The organism is Methanosarcina barkeri MS (assembly GCF_000970025.1).
GTDB lineage: Archaea > Halobacteriota > Methanosarcinia > Methanosarcinales > Methanosarcinaceae > Methanosarcina > Methanosarcina barkeri.
Genome location: NZ_CP009528.1, coordinates 3,443,060 through 3,469,969, shown reverse-complemented (window position 1 = coordinate 3,469,969; position 26,910 = coordinate 3,443,060). Strand labels below are relative to the sequence as shown.

Below are 26,910 nucleotides of genomic sequence, written 5' to 3'. Positions count from 1 at the left end.
TGAGCAAGATCCACTAAAACAAGGATTGAAACCATCGGTGAGTACATCAATGATATTGTTTAACTGATTCGTGAGCAAGATCCACTAAAACAAGGATTGAAACACCAAAGTTCCAGAATGCGCCTTTTTTCATCTCCAGATTCGTGAGCAAGATCCACTAAAACAAGGATTGAAACATACATGACTGCAAATGTAACTACTGTTCAATTATTCGTGAGCAAGATCCACTAAAACAAGGATTGAAACAAATAATGCGTATCGTAAGCCCGAGCGACCTTTTTATTCGTGAGCAAGATCCACTAAAACAAGGATTGAAACAAATCAATATCAATCAATTGCATTATCACATATTATTCGTGAGCAAGATCCACTAAAACAAGGATTGAAACCTAAGTAATGAATAAAACAAAAAAACGAAACTGATATTCGTGAGCAAGATCCACTAAAACAAGGATTGAAACGAGACCAGGATGCAGACTTTCCCAACACCGGCCCTAATTCGTGAGCAAGATCCACTAAAACAAGGATTGAAACATATTCTCTAAAGGGATGTCGATTCTACGTCTAGGCATTCGTGAGCAAGATCCACTAAAACAAGGATTGAAACCTGACACTGTCACGGCTGCCCTATGGCAAGGCAGATTCGTGAGCAAGATCCACTAAAACAAGGATTGAAACATAGATCTTTATATTCAACGCAAAATTCTAGATTATGAATTCGTGAGCAAGATCCACTAAAACAAGGATTGAAACTTATAATAAAGAACGTATGGGCACGAGTCTATTATATTCGTGAGCAAGATCCACTAAAACAAGGATTGAAACAATACTAATTTTTTCTGTCCGTTTGAGGCAGATACTATTCGTGAGCAAGATCCACTAAAACAAGGATTGAAACCCTGAAGGAGTCAAACCGAAAGCTGTACCCTCTGAGATTCGTGAGCAAGATCCACTAAAACAAGGATTGAAACAAAATTAGAGGAGTCTGTTTTATAATGAATATCAGATATTCGTGAGCAAGATCCACTAAAACAAGGATTGAAACACCAAAATTACCAAATAACACAAAAAAGTAATCGGGCGACAAAATTCGTGAGCAAGATCCACTAAAACAAGGATTGAAACTAAAAGAACCAAGGTGCTTCTCACTAAAGTCTCGAACTCGGTATTAATTCCCGGACACTAAAGTGTATATCATTTCTCTAGCCGCTAGCCGTTTGGCCCTCTGCTTTTTTCCTGCCTGTCCGGTGCTGGTTGAGGAGCCAAAGGTGCAGGTACAGGTGAAAATAGGTTTGCAGGTAGGCCCTTCCGCCTTAAACGAATAAGCCGGTAAGGGAAGTTTCTTTGCCTGACAATATTCCTGCAAGGCAAAAATAGGGTCTTTTGACATGTTAATCGTCACTTCTTCATTACTGGCCGGCAAATCTATTATCTTGGTCTTCAAGTCTGGAACTGGTAAGCCCAGGACAGCAGCTAGCAGGTCTACGGATGCCCGCTGAGTCGCTCCTTTCTTTGTCAAGTCCTCGTATACGGCAGACCGGTACTCTATATTATTTACTCTGATAGCGCTCTGGGCAGCGAATACCGGTAAGTTACCACGAATCGTGTTGGTCACTTTGTATACTGGCATCTGCCAGCCCGGTATATGCTGTGCGATATTGAAGATCGAGACTGCCTTGTGAGGTGCAGTTGCAATTTCCTCCAGCAATGCTCTTTTAAGCTCAGTCCATCTTTTGCCATCAGGAGCTTGCAATAGTACTAGCTCAGCACAGATGATCGGCAGCTTGCCAAGGCGTCTCCGGAATGCATCGTAGTAGGCCTCAGGACAGTCATCCTCTTTGCGGATAAGGAGTTTGGTGATGCGTTCGAAGTCTGTATCGCTCGTACTATCTATCCGATTTCTCAGGATGGCAGATTCAGCTTTTCTATACGCCTTTTCCTTCATGTACTCACTTTTAGCCTTGTCGTTTTCAAGATGCATCAGGTTGATATGCGATGCAATTGCCTGAATCTCTTCTTTAGAATGGGGCAAGGGTTCATTCTGGATGTGCGCCCGGATCTGTTGGTGATTCACAAGATCAGCATACCTTCGGATGGGCGAGGTAAAATGGGTATAGGCACCTAGGTTCAGTCCGAAATGGCCCAGGATAACTGGGCCGTATTCCGCTCTGTTGAGCATCATGTACGTGGTATGTCTGACAGTAGCTATGTTTACCTCGGGGATTACAGTGACGCTTTCGAGCAACTTCATTAAGTCCCCTCGCTCAGGGGTGGCGCTCCGGGCTGTATGGTTACGGAAAAGGATAGGGATATCGTTTTTGACTGCATATTCTGCTACGGCCATATTAGCGAGAATCATCAGCTCCTGGATGATGACATAGCCGATGGTATCCTCCCTGCGTCTCAATTGCTTTATAGATCCTTCTTCATTTGTCACCAGTCCCCGTCCCAAATCATAGAATGCCAGCGCTCCACGGTTGCGGCGCTGCGTTAAAAGATCGTTTGCAAGCTGGCTTGCGAGCTTAATGAGGGCGTGATGCGTGTGCTCTCTATCAGAGAGAATGCGGGTGACATCAGAAAAAGCTAGTCGGGCTTCGCTGATCATAACAGTCCGCAAAAGCCGTGTTTTTAGGATTGACAAGTTCATGCCGAGGGCAATATCCACGGCGAGAACATCTTTCAACTCTCCTGGCCACAGGGAAAGCTTCTCGTCTGCCAGCTGCCGGGGTAACATCGGGCTATTACCGTTTGCATAATATCTGGTCTCGATCCGAGACATTGCAAGCTTATCAAGCTCTGAGTGCTTGGAAATTACCTTTGCGACATCCGTGATCATAACTAAGACGTGCAAGCCGCCGTTTTCCGTGATTTCCACCCAGATTGCATCATCCATATCTTGGGTTGTCACGTCATCGATCGTAATGCCTCTTAACATATCTGGCATAGTACCACTTAGATGCAAAATTGGGTATGATCTCCTTATATGTATATTGGTTGATACAAAATAGTAAGAGAAACCTTTATTTATGAGTCATTGTTTCTGCTGCGCCGAAGTGACGAAAAGGGAAATATTGTTCTATCGTGGCAAATTATTCCAGATCTGGGAGAGCAAGATCCACCAAAATAGGGATTGAAACTCGATAGAGTTGAGATAGATGAAAATTGAAATATTCGAGAGCAAGATCCATTAAATCAAAAATTGAAACAATATACTGATTTTTTTAATGAAAATGAATTAGTATATATTTTATCTATTAGGAATTATAAGGAGTTAGTTATGAGCGAACTTTCTAGAAAGTTGAATCAATGTAGAAAGCCTGCCGGAGAGGTAGGTAAACTAGTTGCGGATGAAATGAATATCAACCATTATGAGCTGACAAGCTGGGGCTTGGGAAAAATAAACATTAAGCGGGATAGTGTAATTTTAGATATTGGATGCGGTGGAGGCAGAACAGTAAGCAGGTTGGCTTTACTTGCACCTGAAGGAAAAGTTTTTGGAATAGACTATTCTACTGACTGTGTAAACTGGTCTATCGAATTTAACAAAGAATTAATAGACAGCGGTAAAGTTGAGATACATTACGCAAGTGTAGAAAAAATTCCTTTTGAGAATAATAAATTTGACTTGGCACTGGCGGTTGAAACTGTTTATTTCTGGCCCAACCTTATTGAAAACTTTTCTGAAATAAAAAGGGTTTTAAAACCTTCCGGCAGGATTATGATACTTAACGAAATGTATGCCAGCCAGAGCTTTAAGGACAGAAATGACCCGTATGTAAAGGCTGGTAATCTTAAACTACATACACCGCAAGAACTGGATGAATTATTAAAAAAAGCCGGATACGTAAATATACAAACACATCTGGTAGAAAATAAAAACTGGATGTGTTGTATAGGAGAAAAAAGTAGCTAATGCTTTTGTAGTGCGCCGGATGGATAGATCATATAGAAGGATAGATCATAGAAGGATAGATCATATAGAAGGATAGATCATAGAAGGATAGATCATATAGAAGGATAGATCATAGAAGGATAGATCATATAGAAGGATAGATCATAGAAGGATAGATCATAGAAGGATAGATCATAGAAGGATAGATCATATAGAAGGATAGAGCATATAATTAGAAGGCTCATATTTTTTAACACTTAATTATTAAATATTTTTTGATTTTTTGAGTTTCGAGATCTAGATAGCCTTTCTTCTAATGCTGTCACATAATCTTGTCCTTATTAACAAAAAAATTAAAAATTCACTCAAAAATATTAAAATATCCCGTTACTTATAATACCTTTATGCTTAGGCCGAAAATTCTAGGGCTGTTCCGCTTATTCCGTTTTGAACTGTCATTTACAGCAGGAGTGTGCGTGATACTGGGGGAGTTACTGGCATTAGGTACACTTCCTACCATAACCGAAATTATATTGGGGTTTCTAAGCATTTTTTTCATTTCGGCTACGTCTCTCATCCTTAACGACTATTTTGATCTCGAAATGGACAGAATAAACGCACCAGAAAGGCCACTCCCAGCAGGTCTTGTTACTGAACGAGAAGTCGTTTTACTCTCCATTGTTGTGGCAGTGCTTGGACTTATCACAAGCTACCTGATTAGTTTAGAGGCTTTGTTAGTCGTTATTCTGGTCTGGGCAATTGGTTTACTTTACAACTGGCGGTTCAAAAAGGCTGGTCTTATTGGAAATCTAATGGTCAGCTTTTCGGTTGGAATGACTTTTATTTTTGGTGGTATAGTAGTAAACAAACCATTTGAAACAATCGTCTGGCTTTTCGCAATTATATTAATACTTGCAGATTTAGGAGAGGAAATTGCGGCAGATGCTATGGATATTGAAGGCGATAGACAGGCAGGATCTCGTTCTCTAGCCCTGGTAATTGGTCGCGAAAATGCATTGAAAATCAGCGGAGCAGCTTTCTTACTGGTAGTTGCTGCAAGTATCTTGCCGTTTTTGTTTGGCTGGTTAGAACGGATTTATCTGTTTCCCATTTTACTGATGGATCTGGTTATTCTGTACTCAACAGGTAAATTGTTAGACCCAAGAACAGCAAATCGGCGAATTTACATTCGCTGGATATACCTTGCTGGATTGGTGGCATTCTTAATTTTCATATTCATTCGAATGTTCAGGTGAAAGTATTGTGGCAGTTTGATTCCAAGCCTCTCAATACCATACTCACCGGATAATTACAAAAATTCGCCCACAAATTTGGGAAGTCTGTCCAACGGATTCAATATCTGGTGGTTTCATCCACCCGGTCTTGCTCTTAAGGTAATGTCAGCATCTGGACGAAAGCTCCTATCTTTCAACTGATTAGTTAGAAAACTCCACTAAAACAAGAATTGAAACCCAGAAAAACGTTTTCAGCCGGAGATTCACAAATAAGGTCACGATCAATGTTCACTAAAATAAGAATTGAAATTCATATCCAGCAGATAAATCTCTAGCTGGATACATACTATCATAACAGGCCAAACTCGTAAATATTGAGATATATACATGGATTATGCATTTCTTTTTTCCGTTTATTTTTCCCTTTTCATCATTGCCGGAAGAAATGTAAAAATAGTTAAAACCTTCTTTATAAATATCTTATACACCATTGCAGGTGAACCGATGCCAGATATGAAAGAACTTCTACATCACACAGTAATGGCTCCTTCGGGGCACAATACACAGCCCTGGAAGTTCAGGATAAAAGAAAATGCAGTTTTTATTTATCCAGATTTCTCAAGGAGACTCCCGGTTGTTGACCCCCTGGAATGGGAGCTATATATAAGCCTCGGATGTGCACTAGAGAATCTGGTAATAGCTGCCGAGCATGAAGGGTACAGAGCACTGGTGGGATACTCTTTTGAGGACGGGGCTATTTCTGTAAATCTAGAGCTTGCAGACGGTAAAGCCAATAATGACTGGCTTTTCAATGTTATCCATATAAAGCAGAGTACTCGAAGACAATATGACGGAAGACCTATTCCTGGAGCTGATCTGGAAAGGCTTGCATCACTTCCATTAGAGAAGGGAGTGTCGGTGCTTTTTGTGACTGAACCGGAAAAAATAGAAGGGATAATAGGGCTTGTTAAGGAAGGCAACAGCATACAGATGAATGACCGGGATTTTATGCAGGAACTGATTTCATGGATAAGATTCAACGAGGCCGAAGCAAACCGATATCGTGATGGTCTTAGCTCAAAGGCCATGGGAAACCCGTCATCGCCTCGCTTCATAGGAAAATTATTCATGAAATTCTTTTTGAATGCTAAGGGTCAATCGAAAAAGGATGAAAAATACATCAGAAGCTCGTCTGTGTTGATGGTCTTACTGTCGGAAAACAATGATATAATCTCCTGGATCAATACAGGGCGAAGTTTTGAAAGGTTGGCATTATTTGCCACAGCTCTTGGTATCAAAAACGCCCATATCAATCAGCCGTGCGAAGTGCCGGAACTCAAAAAGAAGTTACAAAAGCTATTGTCCGCAGGCAACATACACCCCCAGCTTTTACTACGCCTGGGATATGCAGAGTCTCTTCCCAGATCTCTGAGAAGACCTGTGTCCGAGGTTATAATCTGAATATCTTCCGGTTAACAGGTAATGTTCGAGCTGACTTTCGGTAGATCGACATTTCATTTTCTATAATCATTACTGATGACGAATGATGACGATTTTGAAATGATGCATCCTAATTGTGTGTAGTTATTAGGTTTACATATGATCCACATATGATCCAAACATAATCTCTCATACTAAATTTTAATGGAAAATGATTCAGTGTTTATATGTGTCGTTGGAGTTGAGCCACATGTTAATCAGCTTTAAACCTCACATAAAGTAAGTGAATGTTCAAAAATGGCATCAGGAGGATTATTCAAATTTTTAATGTCGACCTGCCGAAAGTAGGTTCGAGAACAATATCTACTAAAAAAGGGCAAATCATACTACAATTCCAAAAAGAGGAAAACAAAAATGAGAAAAAATACAAGTTTTATAAAAAACAAAGTATTTTAATTTATATTTTCAATGGGCACTGTAGGAATAAACTGTTATTCCGTAGTTACTCCATCGAATTCCGCTTCATTGGCTTCGGCTTCTTCTTTTGTCGCACGCACGATTCCATCCTTGTGGTGCGCCGGTGAATAGATTGTGTAGAGTTTCAACTCCTTCGTTTCCGAAGTATTGATTACATTGTGCTGCGCGCCGGCCGGTACAACTACTGCAACACCGTCCTCAAGGTCGTATTCGTTACCGTCAATTATGCACTTCCCTTTTCCCTGCTCAAAACGGAAAAACTGGTCGTTTTCTTCATGCACTTCCATCCCGATTTCTTCCCCGGGTTTGAGGCTCATAAGTACCAGCTGGCTGTGTTTTGAGGTATAGAGTACCTTGCGGAAATTGTTGTTTTCCAGAGTGGCTTTTTCGATATTTATAGAATATCCTTTCATATATTTTCATTTATAGTTAGTTGTATATAAGAGTATTTGAGATCAAATTTTACTAAATATCCACCTTATGATAAATTAAAAATATTATTTGCATAACTTTAATCTAAGTTCCGTATTTATGCTCCTAAATAAAATTCCTTAAAACCGTCATTGAAATAAATAATTGTTTTCAGGGTTTAATAAAAGTGTATCTCCTTTTGCTGGTTACCCAGAAGACGAACGACACTATTTAAAATGGGGTGGCTGATCATGATCGGGCATTCGAGTTCAAACTTAATACTCAATCTCAGGCAAGAGCAGCATTAATAGTATTTTTCCGATGTGGAATGCTTTCTTTTGCATATCTCATAATTAACTTTGCAAAACTCTCTAAATGCTATATCTACGAATTTGTCCGGTTTGTTGTAAGTGTTCCGGTTTGTTGTAAGCGGATTCTTGCTGTTTGAAATTTATGCGAATAATAAAAGGATTTTCTAAAAATTCAATAAAAGCATTTCCATTTTTTAGTTCTATATGAAAATCTATAGTCTAACTTTTTATATCCAAAGATTAATATACTTGTAAATGCTATTTTTATTTGAAATATATTATATTAACACTGTGATTCATAAGTCATTGTTTAAAATCATAGTTTATTGTTTCTGCAAATTTGAAACTCTTGTATCTGCAATCTAAAAACTATTTCACAAATCAAAATCACTTAAAAAGAAGGAAGCGAGGATTTTGGATACTCAAAAAATGAAAGATCTCATAAGGAAATTTAATGTCTGTATTGAAAGGAATAAAGACCATCAGGCTTATTCAGACTTTAAAGAAGGAGTTAATAAAGGCCTGGATATAGCTAAATATACTTTCGAGGATAATCTGGAAAAACTCTCTCTTTCCGACCTGGACGATGATCCGGACGAAAAAATAAGAGGCTTGGAGAATAACTTTAACCAGCTTTTAGACGGCATCACCCTGTCAAAAAAGCCAAATTTCTCGGAGCAGCGCCTGGATGGAGTGTATACCGGATTCGAAAAATCCAAAAGAATATTTAAAGAATTCATAACCGAATCATTTCCCCTGGAGAACACATAAAAAACCTTGTGACTACAAGTTTAAGAGTTCTACATCTTTGAGGTAATTAAAAGTTCTATTTTTATTTTATTGAAATTAAAAGTTCTATTTTTGTTTTATTGAGCTCTAAACCTCTATTTTTTTATTATTAAGCTCTAAACCTATATTTTTGATTGAGCTTAAAATCTCTATTTTTTAATTGAACTTAAAAACGCTGATTTTTAAGATTAATACTGATTTTTAATCTCAGCACTTTTCTATCAAAAACATAATAAAAATGGAGTATTGATAGGCAGGACTCTGCAGAAAACAAGAAAAATGATAGCATACTGACTCAAGATGACTCAATAATTGGAGAGCGCGACATTCCATGTTAAGAGAAGAAACTAAATTTAAGGAGACATTCTAGTAGAAAGAATAGGAAGTTTTGAACTCGCGCCCGATCAGCCAGCACGTCGGTTTACTGAAGATAGGAAGCATTACACTCATCATAGCCCGCTAACAGAAAAGGAGAAAGTCGAGGTTGAAATCTTCCGGTAGATAATTACCTGTAGAAACTGCAACCTTTCCAGAGAGAAAGAAATAATCCGGAAAATTAGAATATTCATGAGTGAAAACCATTATAATTGGGCTTGTAATCATTTTTTCCGAATTGCTCTTTAGCCTGTGCAGGTACTAAAATAGGTCTGGAATTCTTAAATATCAAAACGTACCGAAAATGTTAAAAAGGATGTTGCATAAACGTGTTTTCAATACCATATGAAGGCAAATAGGAGAAACTAAGACGTCACCAATCGAAATACAAACCTCGGTATGTGCATTGTTGTTTATGTCTGTCTGTGCAGCAATTTTGTTCTTCAGCTGTAAGCTTTTTGCCTGGAGGTACCCAAATTATAATAGAGTTAACAAATTTATGAAACTAATGAAGTATAATAAAGTATAAAAAGAAATAAATACAGTTTTCCATTTTTTTTATTGCTGTTTTTATCCAGTTTTGATTTTTTTTCTATTATTTCTTTTATGTTTTAAGTTTTGTACACTCCTATATATTTTCTATTACTTCTTATATTTCTATTACTTCTTATATTTCTATTACTTCTTATATTTCTATTACTTCTTATATTTCTATTACTTCTTATATTTCTATTACTTCTTATATTTCTATTACTTCTTATATTTCTATTACTTCTTATATTTCTATTACTTCTTATATTTCTATTACTTCTTATATTTCTATTACTTCTTATATTTCTATTACTTCTTATATTTCTATTACTTCTTATATTTCTATTACTTCTTATATTTCTATTACTTCTTATATTTCTATTACTTCTTATATTTCTATTACTTCTTATATTTCTATTACTTTTTATATTTCCTATTATTTTTTATCTTTTCTATTATTTTTTATCTTTTCTATTATTTTTTATCTTTTCTTCATTTATATTCCCTTTTCAGCCTCTTTATATTCAATTTAATTCTCTCAGGCGTGCCAAATAGAGACAATCATAATATTCAATAAGTTATTTGAGAGAAATAAAGATAGGCAACCTTATTCAGACTATAAATAGAAAATAGATCAGGGGCTTGAAATCACCAGGGGTGCTTTTGATGAGTCGGGTTAAAATATAAGAATCCTATTTTTGACAATAAACAATCATAATTTATTTATTATCATTTAAGGTTACTCCTCGTATCTCTAATAGTTCAGATAACCTATTCAAAGCATATTTTTTTTCATTTATCGTAATCTGTAGTTTATTAACTTCAGCTTCTAATTGCGCGATCTCAATTTTTAACTGTAGTATCTGCTCTTTAATAAGATCATTACTTTGCATTATATCCGCCCAATAACGATGTTTTAACCCTTAACTAAATGATATTACTTATGCAGATGGTATGTATGAATCGACGCTATGTGTAAGTCAACGCTACGTGTAGATCAATACTATATATAAGATCAATGCTATGTATAAATCAATACGTTTTCACTTTTTAGATATTTACTTTCTCATACTTGCCGCTGATAAAATACAAACTGTCATTATCCGTTTCTCTGCCTGTGCTGTTCTCTCTATTCACTTTCTTTTTAATATCACTTTTAACAAATGCAAACCGCATACTAAGAAATATACCTCCCAACGGATAGATATATGTACTATTCGAAAACAAAATCCACTAAAATATGAATTGAAATGCCTTAATCAAGAGCAGGTTGCATTATTCCTTTAAATAGTTAAAAAAGAAGCTTAAATAAAAAGACATTGAAGCCGTTCAACTAAAAAGACATTGAGGCCGTACTACAGAAGAAAAACACTTGTTTCGCAGTTATCTTATTCAAAAGGCAGATCCAGTGCAACAGGACTTGAAAACCCTGCTGTTTGCCTGGGCGTATGATGGCGAAATCTACGTTCAGTATCGTCAAAGTAAAAGTAATCTGAAGATTTAAATGAAGACGGATTTACCGGTTTGAAAGCCCTGTAATACAGGCGGAGAAAAAAATGGCATCAGTTGAAACGACTGAAAGGTTGGGATGTAGCCTTGGCTTTTTCTCAACTTTTGCAATCGGCACCGGCACTATGATTGGAGCTGGGATATTCATTCTTCCGGGAATTGCTTTAGCAGATGCGGGTTCTGGAGCAATAATCTCTTTTTTGCTTGGTGGGATTATTTCAATAGCTACAGCCATCAGCATGTCAGAGCTAGCAACCGGCATGCCTCTGGCAGGAGGCAGCTATTACTACATCAGCAGGACGATGGGAGCTGCGCCTGGTGCAGTAATCGGCCTTGGCTCCTGGCTGGCTTTAATCTTCAAGGGCACATTTGCACTCATCGGTCTTGCAGAATACGCTCAGGTCTTCTATCCCTTGCCTCTATATTTCGTAGCAGCTGCAACCGGCGTGATTCTGTTAGTGATTAACTACCGTGGGGCAAAAAGCAGCGGTTCACTGCAGAACTTTATTGTGATCTTTTTGCTTGTAATCCTATCTCTCTTCATAGCCCGAGTGTCTGTTATGGTTAATCCGGCTAACTTTTCACCTGCCACATCTTACGGGATGACCTCTATAATCACGACAGCAGGAGTTGTTTTCATATCCTATCTCGGGCTTGCAGAAGCTGCTTCAGTGTCCGAGGAAGTAAAAAACCCATCCAAGAACCTGCCTCTGGCGTTTATCGCTTCAGCCGTTGTAGTAACCTTATTCTACGTTGCCACAATGATAGTAATTGTAGGGTTCTTTAACCCTCAAGTAACCGGAAAATCAGTTACTCCTCTGGCTGATATTGCAGGTCTGATGGCAGGAGAGTCCGGAAGAATAGCAATAGCCCTGGGTGCGCTGCTTGCTACTCTTTCCACAGCTAATGGCGCTATATTATCGTCTTCCAGGTTTCCTTTTGCCATGAGCAGGGATGCACTTATGCCTGAATGGTTTGTCCTTATTCATCAAAAATTTGAAACTCCTCATAACGCTATACTTGTAACAGGAATAGTAATGATCTTGCTTTTATTCCTGTTTGACATAGAGGAGCTTGCAAGACTGGGTGGAGCTTTTAATATTTTGATATTTATCCTGCTAAATATGGCAGTGATAATCCTCAGAAAAAGAAACCTGCCAGGATATGAACCCACTTTCCGCGACCCGTTTTTTCCCTATACACAAATCTTCGGGATCGTTGGGAGCATAGTACTGCTTCCCCTGCTTGGTGGGCTACCTCTTCTTTTCACTGTAATGATGATTTTTGCTGGAATTGGCTGGTACTCACTCTATGGAAGGGGCAAAGCCATTCCAGAGTATAACTTATTTGACCTGCTGGAGAATACTGTTGAAAAGAAGGAAATGCAACCTGTTTCCCTGGTCAAAGTGCTTGTGCCGATCTCCAACCAGAAACATGAGAGTGACCTTTTGAAACTGGCAGATTTTATGGGGAGCGAGATAATTTGCCTTCATGTTATCGAGGTTCCGGATCAAACAAACTTAAAGTTAGCTCAGGAAGCTTACCATGAGAAAAAAATAGAAATGGACTGCCGTTTCAAAGAAGAATTTGAAAGTTATCCTACAATTCTCGGACATAAAAGAGAATATATTGCTGCCTTTGACCACAGCATATCAAACTCAATTCTGGAGCAGGCTGAAATTGAGCATGCAGACATGATTATTATGGGATGGCACGAGCCAAAGAGATTTGAGTACTCACATGGTGTTACAAACCAGGTTCTCCTGTCCTCAAAAAGGCCAATCGCGTTATTAAAGGGGCATCTGCCTGACAGCATCCACAAAATCCTTGTAGGGTATAATGGTAAAGAAAACTCGGTCTATGGTCTCTCTCTCGCAGAAAAACTGGCTGTAAACACAGGCGCTGGAATAGAAATTATCAGTATAATTAGTCCTGATGAATCTCAGGAAAACAGGCAGAAAATTACCGACGAACTAGAGAGCCTCGTTGGAAAAATCAGTTCTATACCTGTTAGTTTTAGAGTACTGACTAAATATTCCATAGAAGATGCTCTACTGGAGGCCTCAAACAACAATGACCTTACAATCATTGGCGACTCAAGTGAAAGATTTAAGATCTCTTTACTTGGTACTCTATCGCAGAGGATTGCAAGGCATTCTAAGAAACCTATAGTGATCGTCAAAAAATCAAAACCGATCTCAAAAGAAAGCTTTAATTATCTGGTTAAAAAGCACGCCCGCAGAATATATGCAAGGCTCAGGGGAAAAAGAGTTATGATAAACTCAGATATATCAGCAGGTTTGGTTTAAAAGAATTCCATTGGTCATTGGTTAAGAAATTTTCTTGCCTGGAAGTTATCGATTTTGCACCTTAATCCTGATTAAACTTTGGCATCTTTACATGAAATCGATACTTAATTCCAATCCTCAGCATATTAAAATTTATAATGACTGTTGTGGAAATGGAGGCAATTTATTGCGATTCCTCACTTAACCAAAGACATATAAATAAAATTTAGTTCATATCCGGCTCAGTTAGGTGGGATAAATCGACGCAATTTTTCACCTAGATTTCTGTGCCTTAAATCTTACAGTATAATTCCAGAGATTTCCTTCAACTTTATCCAGGATAAAACCAGCTTCTTCTCCTAACTTAATAGTGGTAGATTTGAAAGGGTAATCTGGATCGGGTAAAAATTCTGTTACTGCAAGAATCCCACTAGGCTTCAGGACTCTTTTCATCTCCTTTAAAGCCCGATTTTTGTCTGGAAGTTCCTGAAGAACTGTTACCGTATACACTACATCGAATGAATTGTCATCAAAGGGTAGTTTATGCACATCTCCTTCTATAAGCTTGATATTTTTGATATCTCTGTTTTCTGGTCTGGATAGTTTCTTCTTTAGCTGCAGTAACATTTTTGGTTGAATATCAAGAGCGTATATTTCTCCTTTAATTCCACTAGCCTTTGCAGCAAAAGTTGTAAACGCTCCGCTTCCGCATCCCACCTCAAGAATACGCATTCCTTCTGTTATCCCACTTCGTTTTATCACTTTATCAGGAGACTGCAATTTTCTTCTAAAATCGCTATCTAAAAAAGGTCCCATAAATGCTGGAGGTGAAAATACATAAAATCTTTTTATGATTCTTAATGCAATTTGCAATAAAACAAAAAAACCTAAAATTTTCAGTAAAATCGTTGTAAGTACCCGCATATCTAACCACTTTTAGAATATCAATAGTTCTAAATTTCTTTAGTTCTAAATTTCTTTAGTTCTAAATTTCTTTAGTTCTAAATTTCTTTAGTTCTAAATTTCTTTAGTTCTAACATCCATTTTTACAAACGGAGATATTATCAAAAAAGGCATTGAAGAATATGGAACTATTTGTCATAAAACCAAAAGCAATTTCATGTTTGATGTAAGCGCAGCCAGTTTGTTAGACGTATCTTCAGAATTGTTTAGTATCGTTAATATAATAGTTTTATCTGCGATATAAATTCCAGAATGTAATTTAAAAATCGTAAAATTGGTTAGTTGAAATTATACATAACTTTTACTTCAAAACTTTGCAATTTTGAATTTTCTCGAGAATATTATCAAAAGTGGTAGATTATCTATCCTTGTCTCCTAAAATTGGATTTGACCCTACTAAATTTTGTTTGGTTTATCAAACAACCATTTAATCCTAAACAAAAGATAAATTTTTAATTTGAAAAATCGATTAATGTTGACTTTAAATGAACAGATAATAAAGGGGAATCTTATGTATGGAAATACCTGAGAATACAGAGAAAGAGTTCAACAATATGAACAAAATGTTTAAGGAAATAACAGGACCAGGCAGCAAGACAGCCATGGGCGTTTTACTTGTCAGATACTTTGAATCGCAGAAGCCCAAAGACGAACGAATTTGTTATGACCCATATGCAGTCTATTTCATCAACCCGGAGGTTTTGGAGTGGGGAGTTCACCATCCAGATGAGGCAAAAATAATGCAGGAGCAACTGGACAGATTTTTTCCGGGAAGAAATAACTCAATCGTTGCTAGAGTCAGATTTTTTGATGATTTTGTGAAAAAATCAATCGATGAAGGTATTGAGCAACTGGTTATATTAGGTGCAGGATATGATTCACGTGCTTATCGGATCGAAGGACTGGAGAAGATCAAAACTTTTGAGGTAGACCATCCTGCTACACAAAATGTAAAAATGGAAAAAATAAGAACGATCTTTGGCAGTTTGCCAGGTCATGTTGTCTATGTCCCTTGCAATTTAGAAACTGAAGACTTTGGTCAAAGGTTGATAAACGTGGGATATATCCGGCACGTTAAGACTCTTTTCCTGATGGAAGGGCTCTTAATGTATCTTCAGCCAAAGGTGGTAGATGAAATCCTATCCTTTATTGTAAAGAACTCAGGAAAGAACAGTAGCATTCTTTTTGATTATTTTCCCCAATCTGCAGTTGATGGAAGTTCTAAACTTGAGGCGGGGAGAAATATTCGGAATCAAATGTCACAGCTGGGAGAACCGTTTAAGTTCGGTATCAAGGAAGGAACAGTTGATGCATTCCTTACACAGCGTGGATTTACACAGGTATGCAATGTAACCATTGAAGATTGTAAAAAAGCCTATTTTCAAGGAATAAATAAAAATAGAATAGTTGATAGCCTGAAGTCGTTCGTCTACGCTGTTGTTCAATAAATTTATTGTGTTGGCTAAAGAGACAGTGACCAAAAGGACATAAGTAAATCGACAGAGTCGAAAATGAAGATGATTATGAGCCTATCCGAAAGTCAATGCATATAGTAAAGTTACTATCGGTCTGTAATACCCAATACCAATCTGAGTATGAAACTGCTAGCTGTAAATATAAAGTAAGTCGCAAAGTAAGTAACAAAATAAGTCACAAAGTAAGTCACAATACTTTTTGGATAGGTTCTAAGTGCTATTAAAAGTCCAAATTACTTGAATCTGCTTAAAAACGCTATCAGACAATATTTGATTTGAAAATCAGTACTGTGGAATATGAGATCTTCAACCGAGTATCTGAAAAAATTTGAAATCATAATTAATATTTAAATGTTGTTTGCTAACAAAACATTTGACCTGGAAATATTATTTGTTCAGAACCAATTTTTCATATAATTTATTTTAAATAAGTTTAGGAATAATTGTAGGTTGTAACCCCACGAATAAGAGAATATTAAAACGAATGGATTAAAGCGAATGGATTTATGCCACCAAGAAAAAACGGATGGATCAGCAAAAACGGGCACCAGAAAGTGAGGCTGTGATGGAAGATCTCAACTCGCTTCGGTGCAAATATTGATCGCGTGCAACGGTTCATGGACATATAATGCCCATGAACCCTGTTCTTTCCATAATTGCCTGATACAAATAAAAAACAAGGTATAACGAATGGTTGAATTGCTTTTTGAGATCTTCAACCATTAAGTCGACTTTATTTTACCATAACAACTGAGTTGCATTTTTATGAGATAGGGGGAAGTTGAAACGGCTGAATACTGTACATATGAAAAATATGTATTAAAAAAGAAGCTTGAGATTCTAAAAAATAAAAGTGGGAAGAGCACAGAATTAATTTCACTTTATATTCCTCCTAATAAACAGATTTCAGATGTTATAACTCATTTGAGAGAGGAACATGAACAAGCTTCGGGTATTAAGTCTAAACTTTCCAGCAATAATGTACAGGGAGCACTTGATTTTTTGTTGGCAAAGTTAAGATCTCTTAACAAAATACCGGAAAACGGGATAGTTTATTTTGCAGGAATTATCAACACCGGAGCTAACAGGACAGGCATGTTAAATGAAGTTCTCATTCCTCCGGAACCTGTTCTAGATTACATATATCGCTGTGACTCCGTTTTTTATCTTGAGCTCCTTGAGGAAATGCTCCGAGAATGCAGTACTTATGGGCTTATACTTCTAGATTTAAGAGAAGCAACTATCGGTATGCTTGTAGGCAGGCAAACTGAAGTTATTAAGCATCTCCACTCTACTGTCCCTGGAAAACAAAGAAAAGGGGGGCAGAGTGCACATCGTTTTGAACAGCTCAGGCGTATTGCTATTCATGATTTTTATAAGAGAATAGGGGATGCTGCAAGTGAGACATTTCTTGAAGTGGAGCCATCCGAACTTAAAGGCATTCTTATAGGAGGGCATTCCCCAACTAAAGAAGAGTTCAGTGAAAGTGGGTTCCTACATTATGAGCTTCAGAAAAAGGTTCTTGGATTGTTCGATACAGGATATACGGATGAATCAGGTTTTTCTGAGTTAATAAATGCAGCAGAGGATACTCTCCAGGGTATTGATCTAATTAAGCAAAAGAACGATATGAAAATGTTTTTTAAAGAACTCGCTACTGAGTCTGGTAAAGTCTCCTATGGAGAAGACCATGTACGGGCAAATCTTGAACTAAAGGCAGTTGATGTGCTTTTACTTTCTGAAGACCTGCGATCTGAAAGAGTAACTCTCAAATGCAGTGTTTGCGGATATGAAAATAAAAGAACAAGAAAATGGAAGTCCAATGAAGCTGTTCCTGCGGCTGGAAATTGTCCTGAATGTGGTTCTGCACTTGAAGTCACGGATGCTACTGATATCGTTGGTGAACTTTCAGAACTCGCTGATAAAGGCAATGCAAGGACTGCTTTTGTATCAACGGATTTCGACGAAGGCTCTCAACTTATGATAGCTTTTGGAGGAATTGCCGCAATCCTTAGATATAGTACAGGGGTGTAGGTTGGTTCAGAAGTTTATTAGTTAACGAATCCTATTAAATTCAAAATAAGGTTGCAGGAAACTGTATATTTTATTGAAATAGCGTACAATCTTGCTCTGGCAGGTTCTATCCAAAATTACTGTTCTTTAGCTGTACTTTTAGTGGGGAAAACTGCAAACTACGGTACTAGGAAAAGAAAGCAGTTACGAGGCTTCTCTGAATAAAAAACTATATAAAATGATAGTAATTGTTAAATAATAATAAATATCATTTAGTAATAGATATCCTGTATATCTAAGTAAACCTGCTTTCACAGGTAATTTAGGTGGACGGTAATGAAGCCCACAGAGAAAGCTGACATGAAATACACAAACCAGAGAGTCGAAATACTTGCTTTCTTGCGCGACCATGATGGTCATCCCACTGTAGACGAAGTTTATGATGGGGTTAGAAAAAAACTGACGCGTATAAGCAAGGCTACCGTATATAAAAATCTCAAATTCCTTACGGAGAAAGGTTTACTGGAGGAGGTGAATGTAAAAGGAGTCTCAAGATTTGAAGCAAATTTCATTCCACATCACCATCTTATCTGCCGGGAATGTGGAAGGATGGAGGATTTCAATTCGGAACAATTGTTGGATTATTCGATGAAGATAGCTGAGGAAATTGAAGGATTTACTATTGTTTCAACGAGCACTAACTTCTATGGTGTATGTAAGAAATGTAAGGAATCTAAGGAATCTGAGGAGCCTAAGGAATCTGAGGGGTCTAAGGAATCTGAGGAGTCTGAGGAATCTGAGGAGTCTGAGGAGTCTGAGGAGTCTGAGGAGTCTGAGGAGTCTGAGGAGTCTGAGGAAACATAACTTGAGCAGAACATCAAGGGGAAACAGTATGTTATCCGGGTGTACAATAGTATATTCTTCAGATAGTCAAAGATATAGATTCTGATCATAGATATAAATCCGGTGACATATAGCATTTTGCTTCAGGTTCTCACTGATGAGATTGAACATGAAAATGATATCTGCAAGCCGTGGATGGAAGACATCGGTTTGCTTCAAGCGTAAATATAATCCTTTGCAGTAAGTAACAAAACGAGGGAAAACGAGGGGTAATAAATGATTGAATTGCTTTTATTAAGTCGGCTTCAGTTTGCCATAACAGCTGCGTTCCATTTCATATTTGTTCCACTAACTTTGGGATTAGCATTATTAGTGGCAGTCATGGAAACAATGTACTACAGGAACAAAGATGAAACATGGCGAAAAATGGCTGACTTCTGGGGTAATATATTCAAGATAAACTTTGCAATAGGTCTAGTATCAGGTATTACACTGACTTTTCAGTTAGGTACTAACTGGGGTGCCTATGCAGAATTCATGGGAGATGTCTTTGGACCACCTTTAGCTATGGAAGCGTTATTTGCTTTCTTCCTTGAAGGGACTTTCCTTGGAGCATGGATATTCTTGGGCCATAACCGTCAGAAATTAAAGGCATTTTCCATGTGGATGGTCGCTCTAGGTACTAACATATCTTCATTATGGATTATCACTGCTAACGGGTTTATGCAGCATCCCGTAGGCTATGAGATGGTTGCTGACGGGAGCAAGGTGGTTATGACAGATTTCATTGCTCTAATTACGAACGGCTATGTTTGGTACATGCTGATACACACTCTGCTTGCAGCTTACCTGTTGACCTCATTCGTGATAATGGGAATCTGTGCGTATCATTTCCTTAAAGGGAATAACAATGAAGTGTTTAAAAAATCTTTTAGCATAGCAGTTATCATAGCACTCGCTACTGCAGTCATGCTTCCAGTTCTTGGTCACGGTTATGCACAATATGTTGCTGCGCTTCAACCTACAAAAGGAGCGGCAATGGATGCGATATGGGAAACAGGCTCTTCAGTGCCTATGTATCTAATACAGGTACCCGATTCAAGCACAGGCTCCAATAGTATTCAGCTGCTGGGAATTCCAGGTCTTGCAAGTTTCCTGTATACAGGAAGTTTTAGCGGAACGATAACAGGACTTAACCAGCTACCTCAGGGTGAATTACCGCCTGTAGAAATGATATTCTGGAGCTTCAGGTTGATGACAATTCTGGGTTCCCTGTTCATCATAGTGGCTCTTTTAGGCTTATATCTTCAAAAATCAGGCAAGCTATACACATCCAAAAAATATCTAAAGCTACTAATATGGTCTATTCCTCTTCCATATATTACTATTACTGCTGGCTGGATTGTAGCTGAGGTAGGAAGGCAGCCATGGATGGTCTATGGTTTGCTAAAGACAGCTAATGGTGTATCATCGGTTCCCACATCAGACGTCTTGTTAAGTATTAGCCTTATAAGCACATTTTATATGGTCCTGCTTATCTTTGAGGTATACCTCATAAAGAAAACCGTGGTCAATGCGACAGGAGTTGAGTGAATATGTTCGATTTTCTTACTCATGATATGCTTGCTATTATCTGGTTCTTCCTGTGGTGTGTAATATGGGGAGTTTACTTTATTGTTGACTCTTTTTCCCTCGGAGCAGGCCTTCTGGTACCTTTTATTGCCACAGATAAGGCCCAGAGGATGCAAATCCAGAGTTCTGTTGGTCCTTTCTGGGGTGGCAATGAGGTATGGCTTATCCTGGCTGCAGGTGGAACATTTGCTGCATTCCCTCTGGTATTCTCGAAGATGTTTACTTTCCTGTATCTTCCCATGATGTTGCTGCTTATCGGCTTAATTGCAAGGGGAATTTCCATAGAATATCTTCACAAGGATGAGAATCCCCAAATACAAAAAATCCTTATGTGGGGATGGTTTGCTGGAAGCCTGCTGATTTCTCTGGTCCTGGGAGTTGCATTTGCGAACTTCTTCAAGGGGCTCGAAATTGCTTCAGGAGGTGTTTATATAGGTACCCTTATTGGACTCTTCAGCCCATATGCATTGATAGGCGGTGTCTTATTCGTGCTTATGAGTGTTACTTCAGGTGCGCTCTGGATCAATGTCAAAACTGAAGGAGCCATAGCTGCAAAAGCAGGTGATCTGGCAAAGAAAAGTACTCTTATCGTACTCGTACTTGCTCTGGTCTATCTGGCATATTCCTTTATGGGTATAGAAGGTTTTACAACCAACTATTCAGCCATGCCAGCTCTGTACTTATTGCCAGTTCTTGCGGTAGTGACAGCTGTTCTTGCTGTGTTTTTTGCAAAAAAGGACAAGATATTCCCTGCCTTTTGCAGCAATCTCCTGGCGTTTCTTTTCGTTGTTGAAAGCGGGCTTGCAAGTATCTATCCTTACATGCTTAAGTCCTCAGTTTCTTCTGAATATGGAATAGACATCTTTGAGGCTGCATCAAGCCACATGACTCTGAGCGTCATGCTAGGAGCAGCATTGGTATTCGTGCCCATAATCATCATCTATCAGCTATGGGCATATACCCTGTTCAGGGAAAAGATAAAAGAAACAGATCATGTAGAGTACTAACCTGCTTTCTTTTGTCTTTTATTTTTTCTTTTCCTTCTTTTCTTTCTTTTTTCACTTTATCTTTGAAAAAATGAAAATACTATCCTTTGCTAAATATCCCAAAACATGGATACTTTGAAGAAACACGTATAAAAACTAAAAGAAAAGTTAAGAATAATAAAAACAATATGAGCAAAACTGAAAAGTCAGTTCTGCTCTTTTCCATATACGTTGATTATCTCAGTGTTTGACCCTGATTTTTGTTCAGGGACTATAAATTAAGGACAAAGTAGGAAAAAAGTTTAGAGATAAATTTATTCGTTTAGTCTCTTTCTTCTTTCTCTTCAGGGCTCATGAGTTCTTCGTAACAGATAACGCAGATACATTTATCGTCTGAGGATATTTTTTTAAAGTCCACCTTGGGACCACTGGGTTTTACGGTTCCAATTTTTAATACATAGAAGTGCTCACCGAATTCGACTGGCTGGCCGCATCTCGAACATAAGAAGGGTGGATTCTCAACCGACTCAGTTGCACACTCAATACATATCAGATCGGACTTATCCCCGTGAACGTCCTTGAATTTTATTGGTTTCATATCCTGGCTGGTATCAACGACCAGCACGTCTTCTAGCAATTCCCGACCGCATATATTGCAATATTCTTTCGTCTTGTCGCCTCCCTTCATTATGTTACCTCGATTCTCCAAAGGATTTTTCACAAAATCACAGACTAAGCCTGCAGGGTTTTTAATCTCCCCGTTTTTCACTGAACTTTATTCCCTTTTTGGCTTGTATTATAATTATATTGATTTTGATATTTAAAAATATTTTTATTTTACATGTCATAACTTAATTGGGCATCTTCCACATTGGGCTTTCTTTAAATATATTCTGAGATTAAATTCGCAGCAGAAAATATGAGAAAGAAATCCTATAAAATAATAGGGAATCGAAAATGACAGATGATAAACGCGCGATTTTAATTTATCACCATGATGATAATGACGGATGCTGTGCAGCTGCTATTGCTGGTAATTCCTATGACCGGAATGAATTTGACATCAAATTTGTTGCTATAAATTATGGCAAAGAGTCGTGGAGTGAGGGCGAGATAAAAGCAGCCGAAAAAGTATGGCTTGTTGACTTTACCAGCGATAAAATGGATGAATTTGTAAAGGTTTGCGGGTCTAAGCTGATATGGATTGATCATCATAAGACCGCAGTGGAGAAGTTCCCGGACCTGTGGAATTCAAACAGTATTCCGGGTATTCGGTCCCTTGAAAAGGCAGCCTGTGTACTTACATGGGAGTTCGCACATCCTGAAGATGTCTCGTCCCCTGTAGCTGTAGCCTATATTGGGGATAAGGATATGTGGAGGTTTGAATATCCTGAGACCAGGGCTTTCACCGCAGGCTTTAATCTGATGGTGAAAACCCCTGATGATATTATATGGGATGTGCTTCTTGGTCCGGAATATGAGGATACTGTAAATAATATGATATCTATCGGGGAATTGCTTCTCAAAGCTCAAAGCTACAAGCTTCAGAAAGCTTTCGATCGTGGGGTGGATTGCACTTTTCATAACTGGAAATCCAGACTTGTAAACACTACTGGAAATATCTCCGAGCTTGGGGAGTTCATCTACAGGAAGCCTGAATATGATCTTGCTATCATGTGGCAGGCTGTAGAGGATATGCTGGTATTCAGCTTGAGATCTGATTCCAGTAATCCAAATTCACCCGATTGTGCCGAAATTGCTCAGCAATACGGTGGTGGAGGACACAGGAATGCTGCTGGATTTCAGAAAAATAATCTGGATTTTCCAAGCCTGCTTTTCAAATGAAATCGCTCATAATGGTTTGGAGGCATAGAAAGACCTGGGATCTAACTTTATCATGGGGCTATCAGGCAAATTAATTCCAACTTGACCTGAAAATCCCACCGAGTTTTTTGTGGATTTTTTGCCTTTCTGTGACTATACTTGAAGTGACTTTTTTCTCAAACATATAATTTATTCATACCTGAACATTTAGAAAAGTATTTATATTATAAAACTACCTTATCCAAGAAAATTAGTCCAGATATAAATAGTAGTGGGATCTATTGACCTGGAGGTTAGTTTACGTTTAAAAATATAATTCAGTTCTATAATGTAAACGGTTTGGCTAGAAGTCCTTTTAAGCATAGCCTGACTGTTCGATTTAACAATTTTCTAAAAATGGAGTTTAATCCTCTATACTGGTTTACCCTTCCAGGTTTTGTTCTCATTTCTATTGGGTTATACATAGGCCTCGATTTATTAAGGACTTTCTATCTTGGCGGAAGTCTTGCCTTCGGACCAACGGTTTTGATGGTAATTCTAACCATTATAGGGATGGGTATGACTTTTACCGGAATTTTGCTTCACTCTATCTCAGGTTTACTGCAGCACCTGCGGGAATAAACGAATTGTTCCAAAAGATTTACTTAATGAGTTTATCCAAAACTAATTTTGTTCTCAATCAGTAAAGTTTGATAACTATTTCCCATGATCAGAAACTCAGTTAATTATTTGGAGCATGGGATTTAAAGAAATTATTTTAAGTTTTGGAATGAGCTCAATAGATATTTTCAATATCAGTTTTTCTGTTTTCCAGTAATCTTTCTGTTTTCAGTAGTTTTTCTGTTTTCCAGTAGTCTTTCTTAATACTGTTTTTTCTATTGTTGATAAGCTATATAAATATTGATTCTCTGGTAAATAGGAATAAGGATGGCTATTGACTGATAATAAATATTGAACGGTCTGGAATTCTTGACTGAATATTTTTAATTAATGGAGAAAAGACAAAATACAATGGTGAAAACTCAAAATGAAACATCAAAGTGAAAACTCAAAATGAAACATCAAAGTGAAAACTCAAAATGAAACATCAAAGTGAAAACTCAAAATGAAACATCAAAGTGAAAACTCAAAATGAAACATCAAAGTGAAAACTCAAAATGAAACATCAAAGTGAAAACTCAAAATGAAACATCAAAGTGAAAACTCAAAATGAAACATCAAAGTGAAAAATCAAAATGAAACATCAAAGTGAAAACTCAAAATGAAACATCAAAGTGAAAACTCAAAATGAAACATCAAAGTGAAAAATCAAAAAAAAGGTGGTTTCATAAAGAAATCCACCTTTTTAAGCCTTAACTCTATTCTATCTTTTTACCGTTTTTTAGAGTTTTAGCTTTTTGTTTTAATCTTTTGTTCCGACACTGATCAGTCCGGCTCAAAATCTGTTTTTGGAGAGTCCGGGATATCTGTCAGCTTCTGAGTCCTGACCCGATTATATCGGTGAGGTTCCTTTTGTACTTATTGTCAGTTTATCCTGGTCTATGCCTACAAGGCCTTTGCCAGGTTCATAGGCACCTGTAAAGAGGAGGTAGTTCCCTGGCTGGAGGTCAAAGGTTGTAAGGGAAAGGGTGTTCTGGTTTTCATCGCTTATACTTATCGTACCGTTGCCTTCTCCAATAAGAGTCTGGACTGCGTTTGTAAGTTCACTTTTGTTTGTGGAGCTTATGCCCAGATCCCTGAGGTCTATATCGTTAACGGAAACATTGGTCCCGTCTATTGTCCCATTGCTGCTGACGTTTATTTCAGCTTTATAAGCCTCTTCATTTATCAGCAGGGCACCGTATGTAAACTTTCCATCAGCAGGTGCTTTTTTCAGGCTCATTGTAACATCAAGGTTGTCGCCTTCCTTCATATTGTTGTCTGCCTTTGTTTTCAGTTCATAGTTAACTACTTCAAAGCCAGTTGCTGAAAGAACTTTCTTTTCCATGCTGGTGTTCTCTTTGTCTTCGTCATCCGCAAGTGTTACAATGATGCCGTAACTCCCGGGCTTAAGGGAGTAGAAGGTAATTGGTTTAAGCAGGTCTCCTTTCTTGTCCAGAGTCGCGCATAATTTGATGTAAGAATTATCCGTACCTTCTCCGAAAATTTGTCCCAGGTTTATGCTTTCGTTACCCGCAAGAACAATGGCTTTTTTGACGGAACTCACACTAGACCCATTGACAAGGTAAACATTCACTTTCTGATTCTTAAAAGCTGAAGGACCATTATAGGTCATTGTTACTTTCTGGCCATCAGTATAAAATGGATGTGTGGAGTATGGGTATGTATAGTTCACTTCCGTGTTACTATCCTTGTTTAGTTTAACCACAGTTCCTGCTTTTTCAACACAGTTGGTTCCATTGTAGATAAAGCTAAGTGGTTCTGGAAGCTGGATTTCTTGTCCTCCGCTGAGTTGAATCCATCCTCCCTCGTCCTGGCTATCATCATGGTCTGCAAAGACGACGCTATCTCCGTTTTTCTCGATAGATGCAATCCAGAGTCCTTTTTCGGAAACTGCGGCTGATACTGAAATAAGTGCGAAAATGCAGATTAGAGCCGCGAAGGTTAATTTACATTTCCTCATATCTATTCCATTTGTTCCTATTTTTTTCTTCAATCGTTACACCCCTAAATTAGTATTTATTGTTTTATCCCGGACTTTTGCTATATATTCTTTAGTTTTGTATATTATCTACTTCATTAATTATTAAGCTTTCATCCGCGAATTTCTTTTTTAATTAAATTAATTCATATTCATATATTTTATCTACAAGACATGTCTACTATTAATATGTATTTATAGTTTATCGAAATCGTCTTCAAAGGATTCTAAAAACAAATGTATTTTAAACCCCTCAGTATATTATTATGACTTTTTCCTCCCTAAATAAACCACAAATAATATTAATACGGCTAAGATTCCTGCTATCCATATCTTCTGCGATTTCAGGTCTTTGAAATCATCGGCAAATTTCTTTTCTTCACTGGAAATGTTTTTTCCATTATCTATTTCTTCTTTTATTTTCTCGGTTATTCCCCCTACGTCTTCCTCACTTGAGTTCTGTTCCGAGGAGTTTGTTTCTGAAGAGAGGCTTTCTGATGGCTGTAATTCTATCTTCTTTGTAATGCCATCAACTTTTACTTCAAAATTGCCTGCCGGTATAGACTTGGTATTATATTGATAGCTGATACTTCCATCAGAATCAACCTCTATTTTTTGCACGGCTGTTATCCTGAGTTTGACACTAGAACCACTTGCCTTTCCGTCAATTCTTATCTTATATGTTCCTGAAGGAACATGTGCCTGGAAAACGGTGGCAGTACCGTCTTTTGCCTCTGCACTTTTAGTTAACCATAGGAGCATCTTTGCTCTCACATTCAAGTCATCGGCCCCTATAGCCTTCACGACAAAACTGTTGTCAGAACCAGAGGGGATTACTACATCTTCAAGTTGGTACGCGTATTCCCCATCCTGAACCTCTACTTTTTTTTCGAAAGCCACCTGCACTTCCACAGTATCTCCCTCAAAACCGGTTCCTTTTATCTCTATTGTATCCCCAACAACTGGATTTTGAGGGGTAAGTTCCCAGTTGCTTGATGCAGCTGCTCCGGGAGACATAATCAGGAATAGGAAAATAGGAAGCAAGAACAGGAGTCTCAAACTTTCCTTATTCTTCGGATTTTTGATAAATGTAAAAACGGGCTTTATTAACTTAATTTCTTCAGAAAGCAATTTCTCCAACCTCTCCTCTTAATCTTTTCTTGATTAGAAAGGCTATTGTTCATTGAATAGCTATATTATAGGTCTATTTTTCTTTACATCTAGACTAATTATAAAAATTCTCGACAGATATAAAGACAAATAATAAAACTAGTT

18 protein-coding genes, 1 pseudogene and 1 CRISPR repeat array (1 of these 20 running past the window's edge) are annotated in these 26,910 nt (G+C 37.7%); of the genes and pseudogenes, 13 read left to right on the top strand and 6 right to left on the bottom strand.

The genetic code is table 11. From position 1 onward, the window contains the following. A CRISPR array of direct repeats spans positions 1-1,125; the repeat unit is 37 nt; unit sequence ATTCGTGAGCAAGATCCACTAAAACAAGGATTGAAAC; it reaches 7,678 nt to the left of the window's first position. Positions 1,126-1,168: 43 nt separating this feature from the next. After that, complete coding sequence (locus MSBRM_RS13985; protein WP_048121221.1) at positions 1,169-2,944, bottom strand: RNB domain-containing ribonuclease; 1,776 nt, start codon at positions 2,942-2,944, stop codon at positions 1,169-1,171. A 333-nt stretch (positions 2,945-3,277) separates the two neighbouring features. Here MSBRM_RS13985 and MSBRM_RS13980 point away from each other — a divergent pair, with 333 nt between their 5' ends. The 3 genes from MSBRM_RS13980 (at position 3,278) to MSBRM_RS13970 (ending at position 6,588) form a co-directional block, all read left to right on the top strand. Then, the gene (locus MSBRM_RS13980; RefSeq protein WP_048156056.1) at positions 3,278-3,913 is read left to right on the top strand and encodes a class I SAM-dependent methyltransferase; all 636 of its coding nucleotides are present in this window, start codon (positions 3,278-3,280) and stop codon (positions 3,911-3,913) included. 383 nt (positions 3,914-4,296) lie between these two features. Beyond that, positions 4,297-5,148 carry a UbiA family prenyltransferase gene (locus MSBRM_RS13975; RefSeq protein ID WP_048157129.1) on the top strand — a complete coding sequence of 284 codons (852 nt, stop codon included), beginning with the start codon at positions 4,297-4,299 and terminating at the stop codon, positions 5,146-5,148. 483 nt (positions 5,149-5,631) lie between these two features. Beyond that, on the top strand, positions 5,632-6,588 hold the full coding sequence (locus tag MSBRM_RS13970; RefSeq protein ID WP_048157125.1) for an Acg family FMN-binding oxidoreductase: 957 nt from the start codon (positions 5,632-5,634) through the stop codon (positions 6,586-6,588). Between the two features lie 470 nt (positions 6,589-7,058). Here the strand turns inward: MSBRM_RS13970 and MSBRM_RS13965 are convergent, their stop codons facing one another. After that, the gene (locus tag MSBRM_RS13965; RefSeq protein WP_048121218.1) at positions 7,059-7,457 is read right to left on the bottom strand and encodes a cupin domain-containing protein; all 399 of its coding nucleotides are present in this window, start codon (positions 7,455-7,457) and stop codon (positions 7,059-7,061) included. 239 nt (positions 7,458-7,696) lie between these two features. Between MSBRM_RS13965 and MSBRM_RS20570 the strand changes: the two genes are divergently transcribed. The 3 genes from MSBRM_RS20570 (at position 7,697) to MSBRM_RS13955 (ending at position 13,279) form a co-directional block, all read left to right on the top strand. Continuing rightward, positions 7,697-7,903: a hypothetical protein gene (locus MSBRM_RS20570; RefSeq protein ID WP_144413989.1), complete on the top strand. Its 207-nt coding sequence runs from the start codon at positions 7,697-7,699 to the stop codon at positions 7,901-7,903. Between the two features lie 292 nt (positions 7,904-8,195). Next, a complete protein-coding gene (locus MSBRM_RS13960; protein WP_048123469.1) occupies positions 8,196-8,537 on the top strand; it encodes a hypothetical protein in 342 nt (113 codons plus the stop codon). A gap of 2,480 nt (positions 8,538-11,017) precedes the next feature. Further along, on the top strand, positions 11,018-13,279 hold the full coding sequence (locus MSBRM_RS13955) for an amino acid permease (protein ID WP_048156055.1): 2,262 nt from the start codon (positions 11,018-11,020) through the stop codon (positions 13,277-13,279). Between the two features lie 252 nt (positions 13,280-13,531). Here MSBRM_RS13955 and MSBRM_RS13950 read toward each other — a convergent pair whose 3' ends face one another. Further along, a complete protein-coding gene (locus MSBRM_RS13950) occupies positions 13,532-14,182 on the bottom strand; it encodes a class I SAM-dependent methyltransferase (RefSeq protein ID WP_230668893.1) in 651 nt (216 codons plus the stop codon). 554 nt (positions 14,183-14,736) lie between these two features. On the opposite strand from MSBRM_RS13950, the gene MSBRM_RS13945 reads away from it, so the two are divergent. The 5 genes and pseudogenes from MSBRM_RS13945 (at position 14,737) to cydB (ending at position 21,191) form a co-directional block, all read left to right on the top strand. After that, entirely contained in the window at positions 14,737-15,669 is a 933-nt protein-coding gene (locus MSBRM_RS13945) for an SAM-dependent methyltransferase (RefSeq protein ID WP_069575332.1), read from the top strand. A gap of 816 nt (positions 15,670-16,485) precedes the next feature. Continuing rightward, positions 16,486-17,730 (top strand): annotated as a pseudogene (gene prf1, locus MSBRM_RS13940) (peptide chain release factor aRF-1); the annotation flags it as partial. Positions 17,731-18,045: 315 nt separating this feature from the next. Further along, positions 18,046-18,573 (top strand): Fur family transcriptional regulator, encoded by a 528-nt coding sequence (locus tag MSBRM_RS13935; RefSeq protein WP_230668891.1) that lies wholly within the window; start codon positions 18,046-18,048, stop codon positions 18,571-18,573. A gap of 255 nt (positions 18,574-18,828) precedes the next feature. Further along, positions 18,829-20,145, top strand: coding sequence for a cytochrome ubiquinol oxidase subunit I (locus MSBRM_RS13930; protein ID WP_048121210.1), 1,317 nt, complete (start codon positions 18,829-18,831; stop codon positions 20,143-20,145). A 2-nt stretch (positions 20,146-20,147) separates the two neighbouring features. Beyond that, positions 20,148-21,191, top strand: coding sequence for a cytochrome d ubiquinol oxidase subunit II (gene cydB, locus MSBRM_RS13925; RefSeq protein WP_048121208.1), 1,044 nt, complete (start codon positions 20,148-20,150; stop codon positions 21,189-21,191). A 301-nt stretch (positions 21,192-21,492) separates the two neighbouring features. Here the strand turns inward: cydB and MSBRM_RS13920 are convergent, their stop codons facing one another. Next, entirely contained in the window at positions 21,493-21,858 is a 366-nt protein-coding gene (locus MSBRM_RS13920) for a hypothetical protein (protein WP_048123464.1), read from the bottom strand. A gap of 269 nt (positions 21,859-22,127) precedes the next feature. Here MSBRM_RS13920 and MSBRM_RS13915 point away from each other — a divergent pair, with 269 nt between their 5' ends. Both MSBRM_RS13915 and MSBRM_RS20565 read left to right on the top strand, forming a co-directional pair. After that, a complete protein-coding gene (locus MSBRM_RS13915) occupies positions 22,128-23,015 on the top strand; it encodes a hypothetical protein (RefSeq protein ID WP_048121206.1) in 888 nt (295 codons plus the stop codon). Positions 23,016-23,390: 375 nt separating this feature from the next. After that, on the top strand, positions 23,391-23,615 hold the full coding sequence (locus MSBRM_RS20565) for a hypothetical protein (protein ID WP_141706403.1): 225 nt from the start codon (positions 23,391-23,393) through the stop codon (positions 23,613-23,615). An 871-nt stretch (positions 23,616-24,486) separates the two neighbouring features. Here the strand turns inward: MSBRM_RS20565 and MSBRM_RS13910 are convergent. Both MSBRM_RS13910 and MSBRM_RS13905 read right to left on the bottom strand, forming a co-directional pair. Next, a complete protein-coding gene (locus tag MSBRM_RS13910; RefSeq protein ID WP_048121204.1) occupies positions 24,487-25,650 on the bottom strand; it encodes a TIGR04279 domain-containing protein in 1,164 nt (387 codons plus the stop codon). 249 nt (positions 25,651-25,899) lie between these two features. Next, positions 25,900-26,766, bottom strand: a complete 867-nt coding sequence (locus MSBRM_RS13905; RefSeq protein WP_080941657.1) for a hypothetical protein — start codon at positions 26,764-26,766, stop codon at positions 25,900-25,902. Positions 26,767-26,910: the final 144 nt, after the last annotated feature.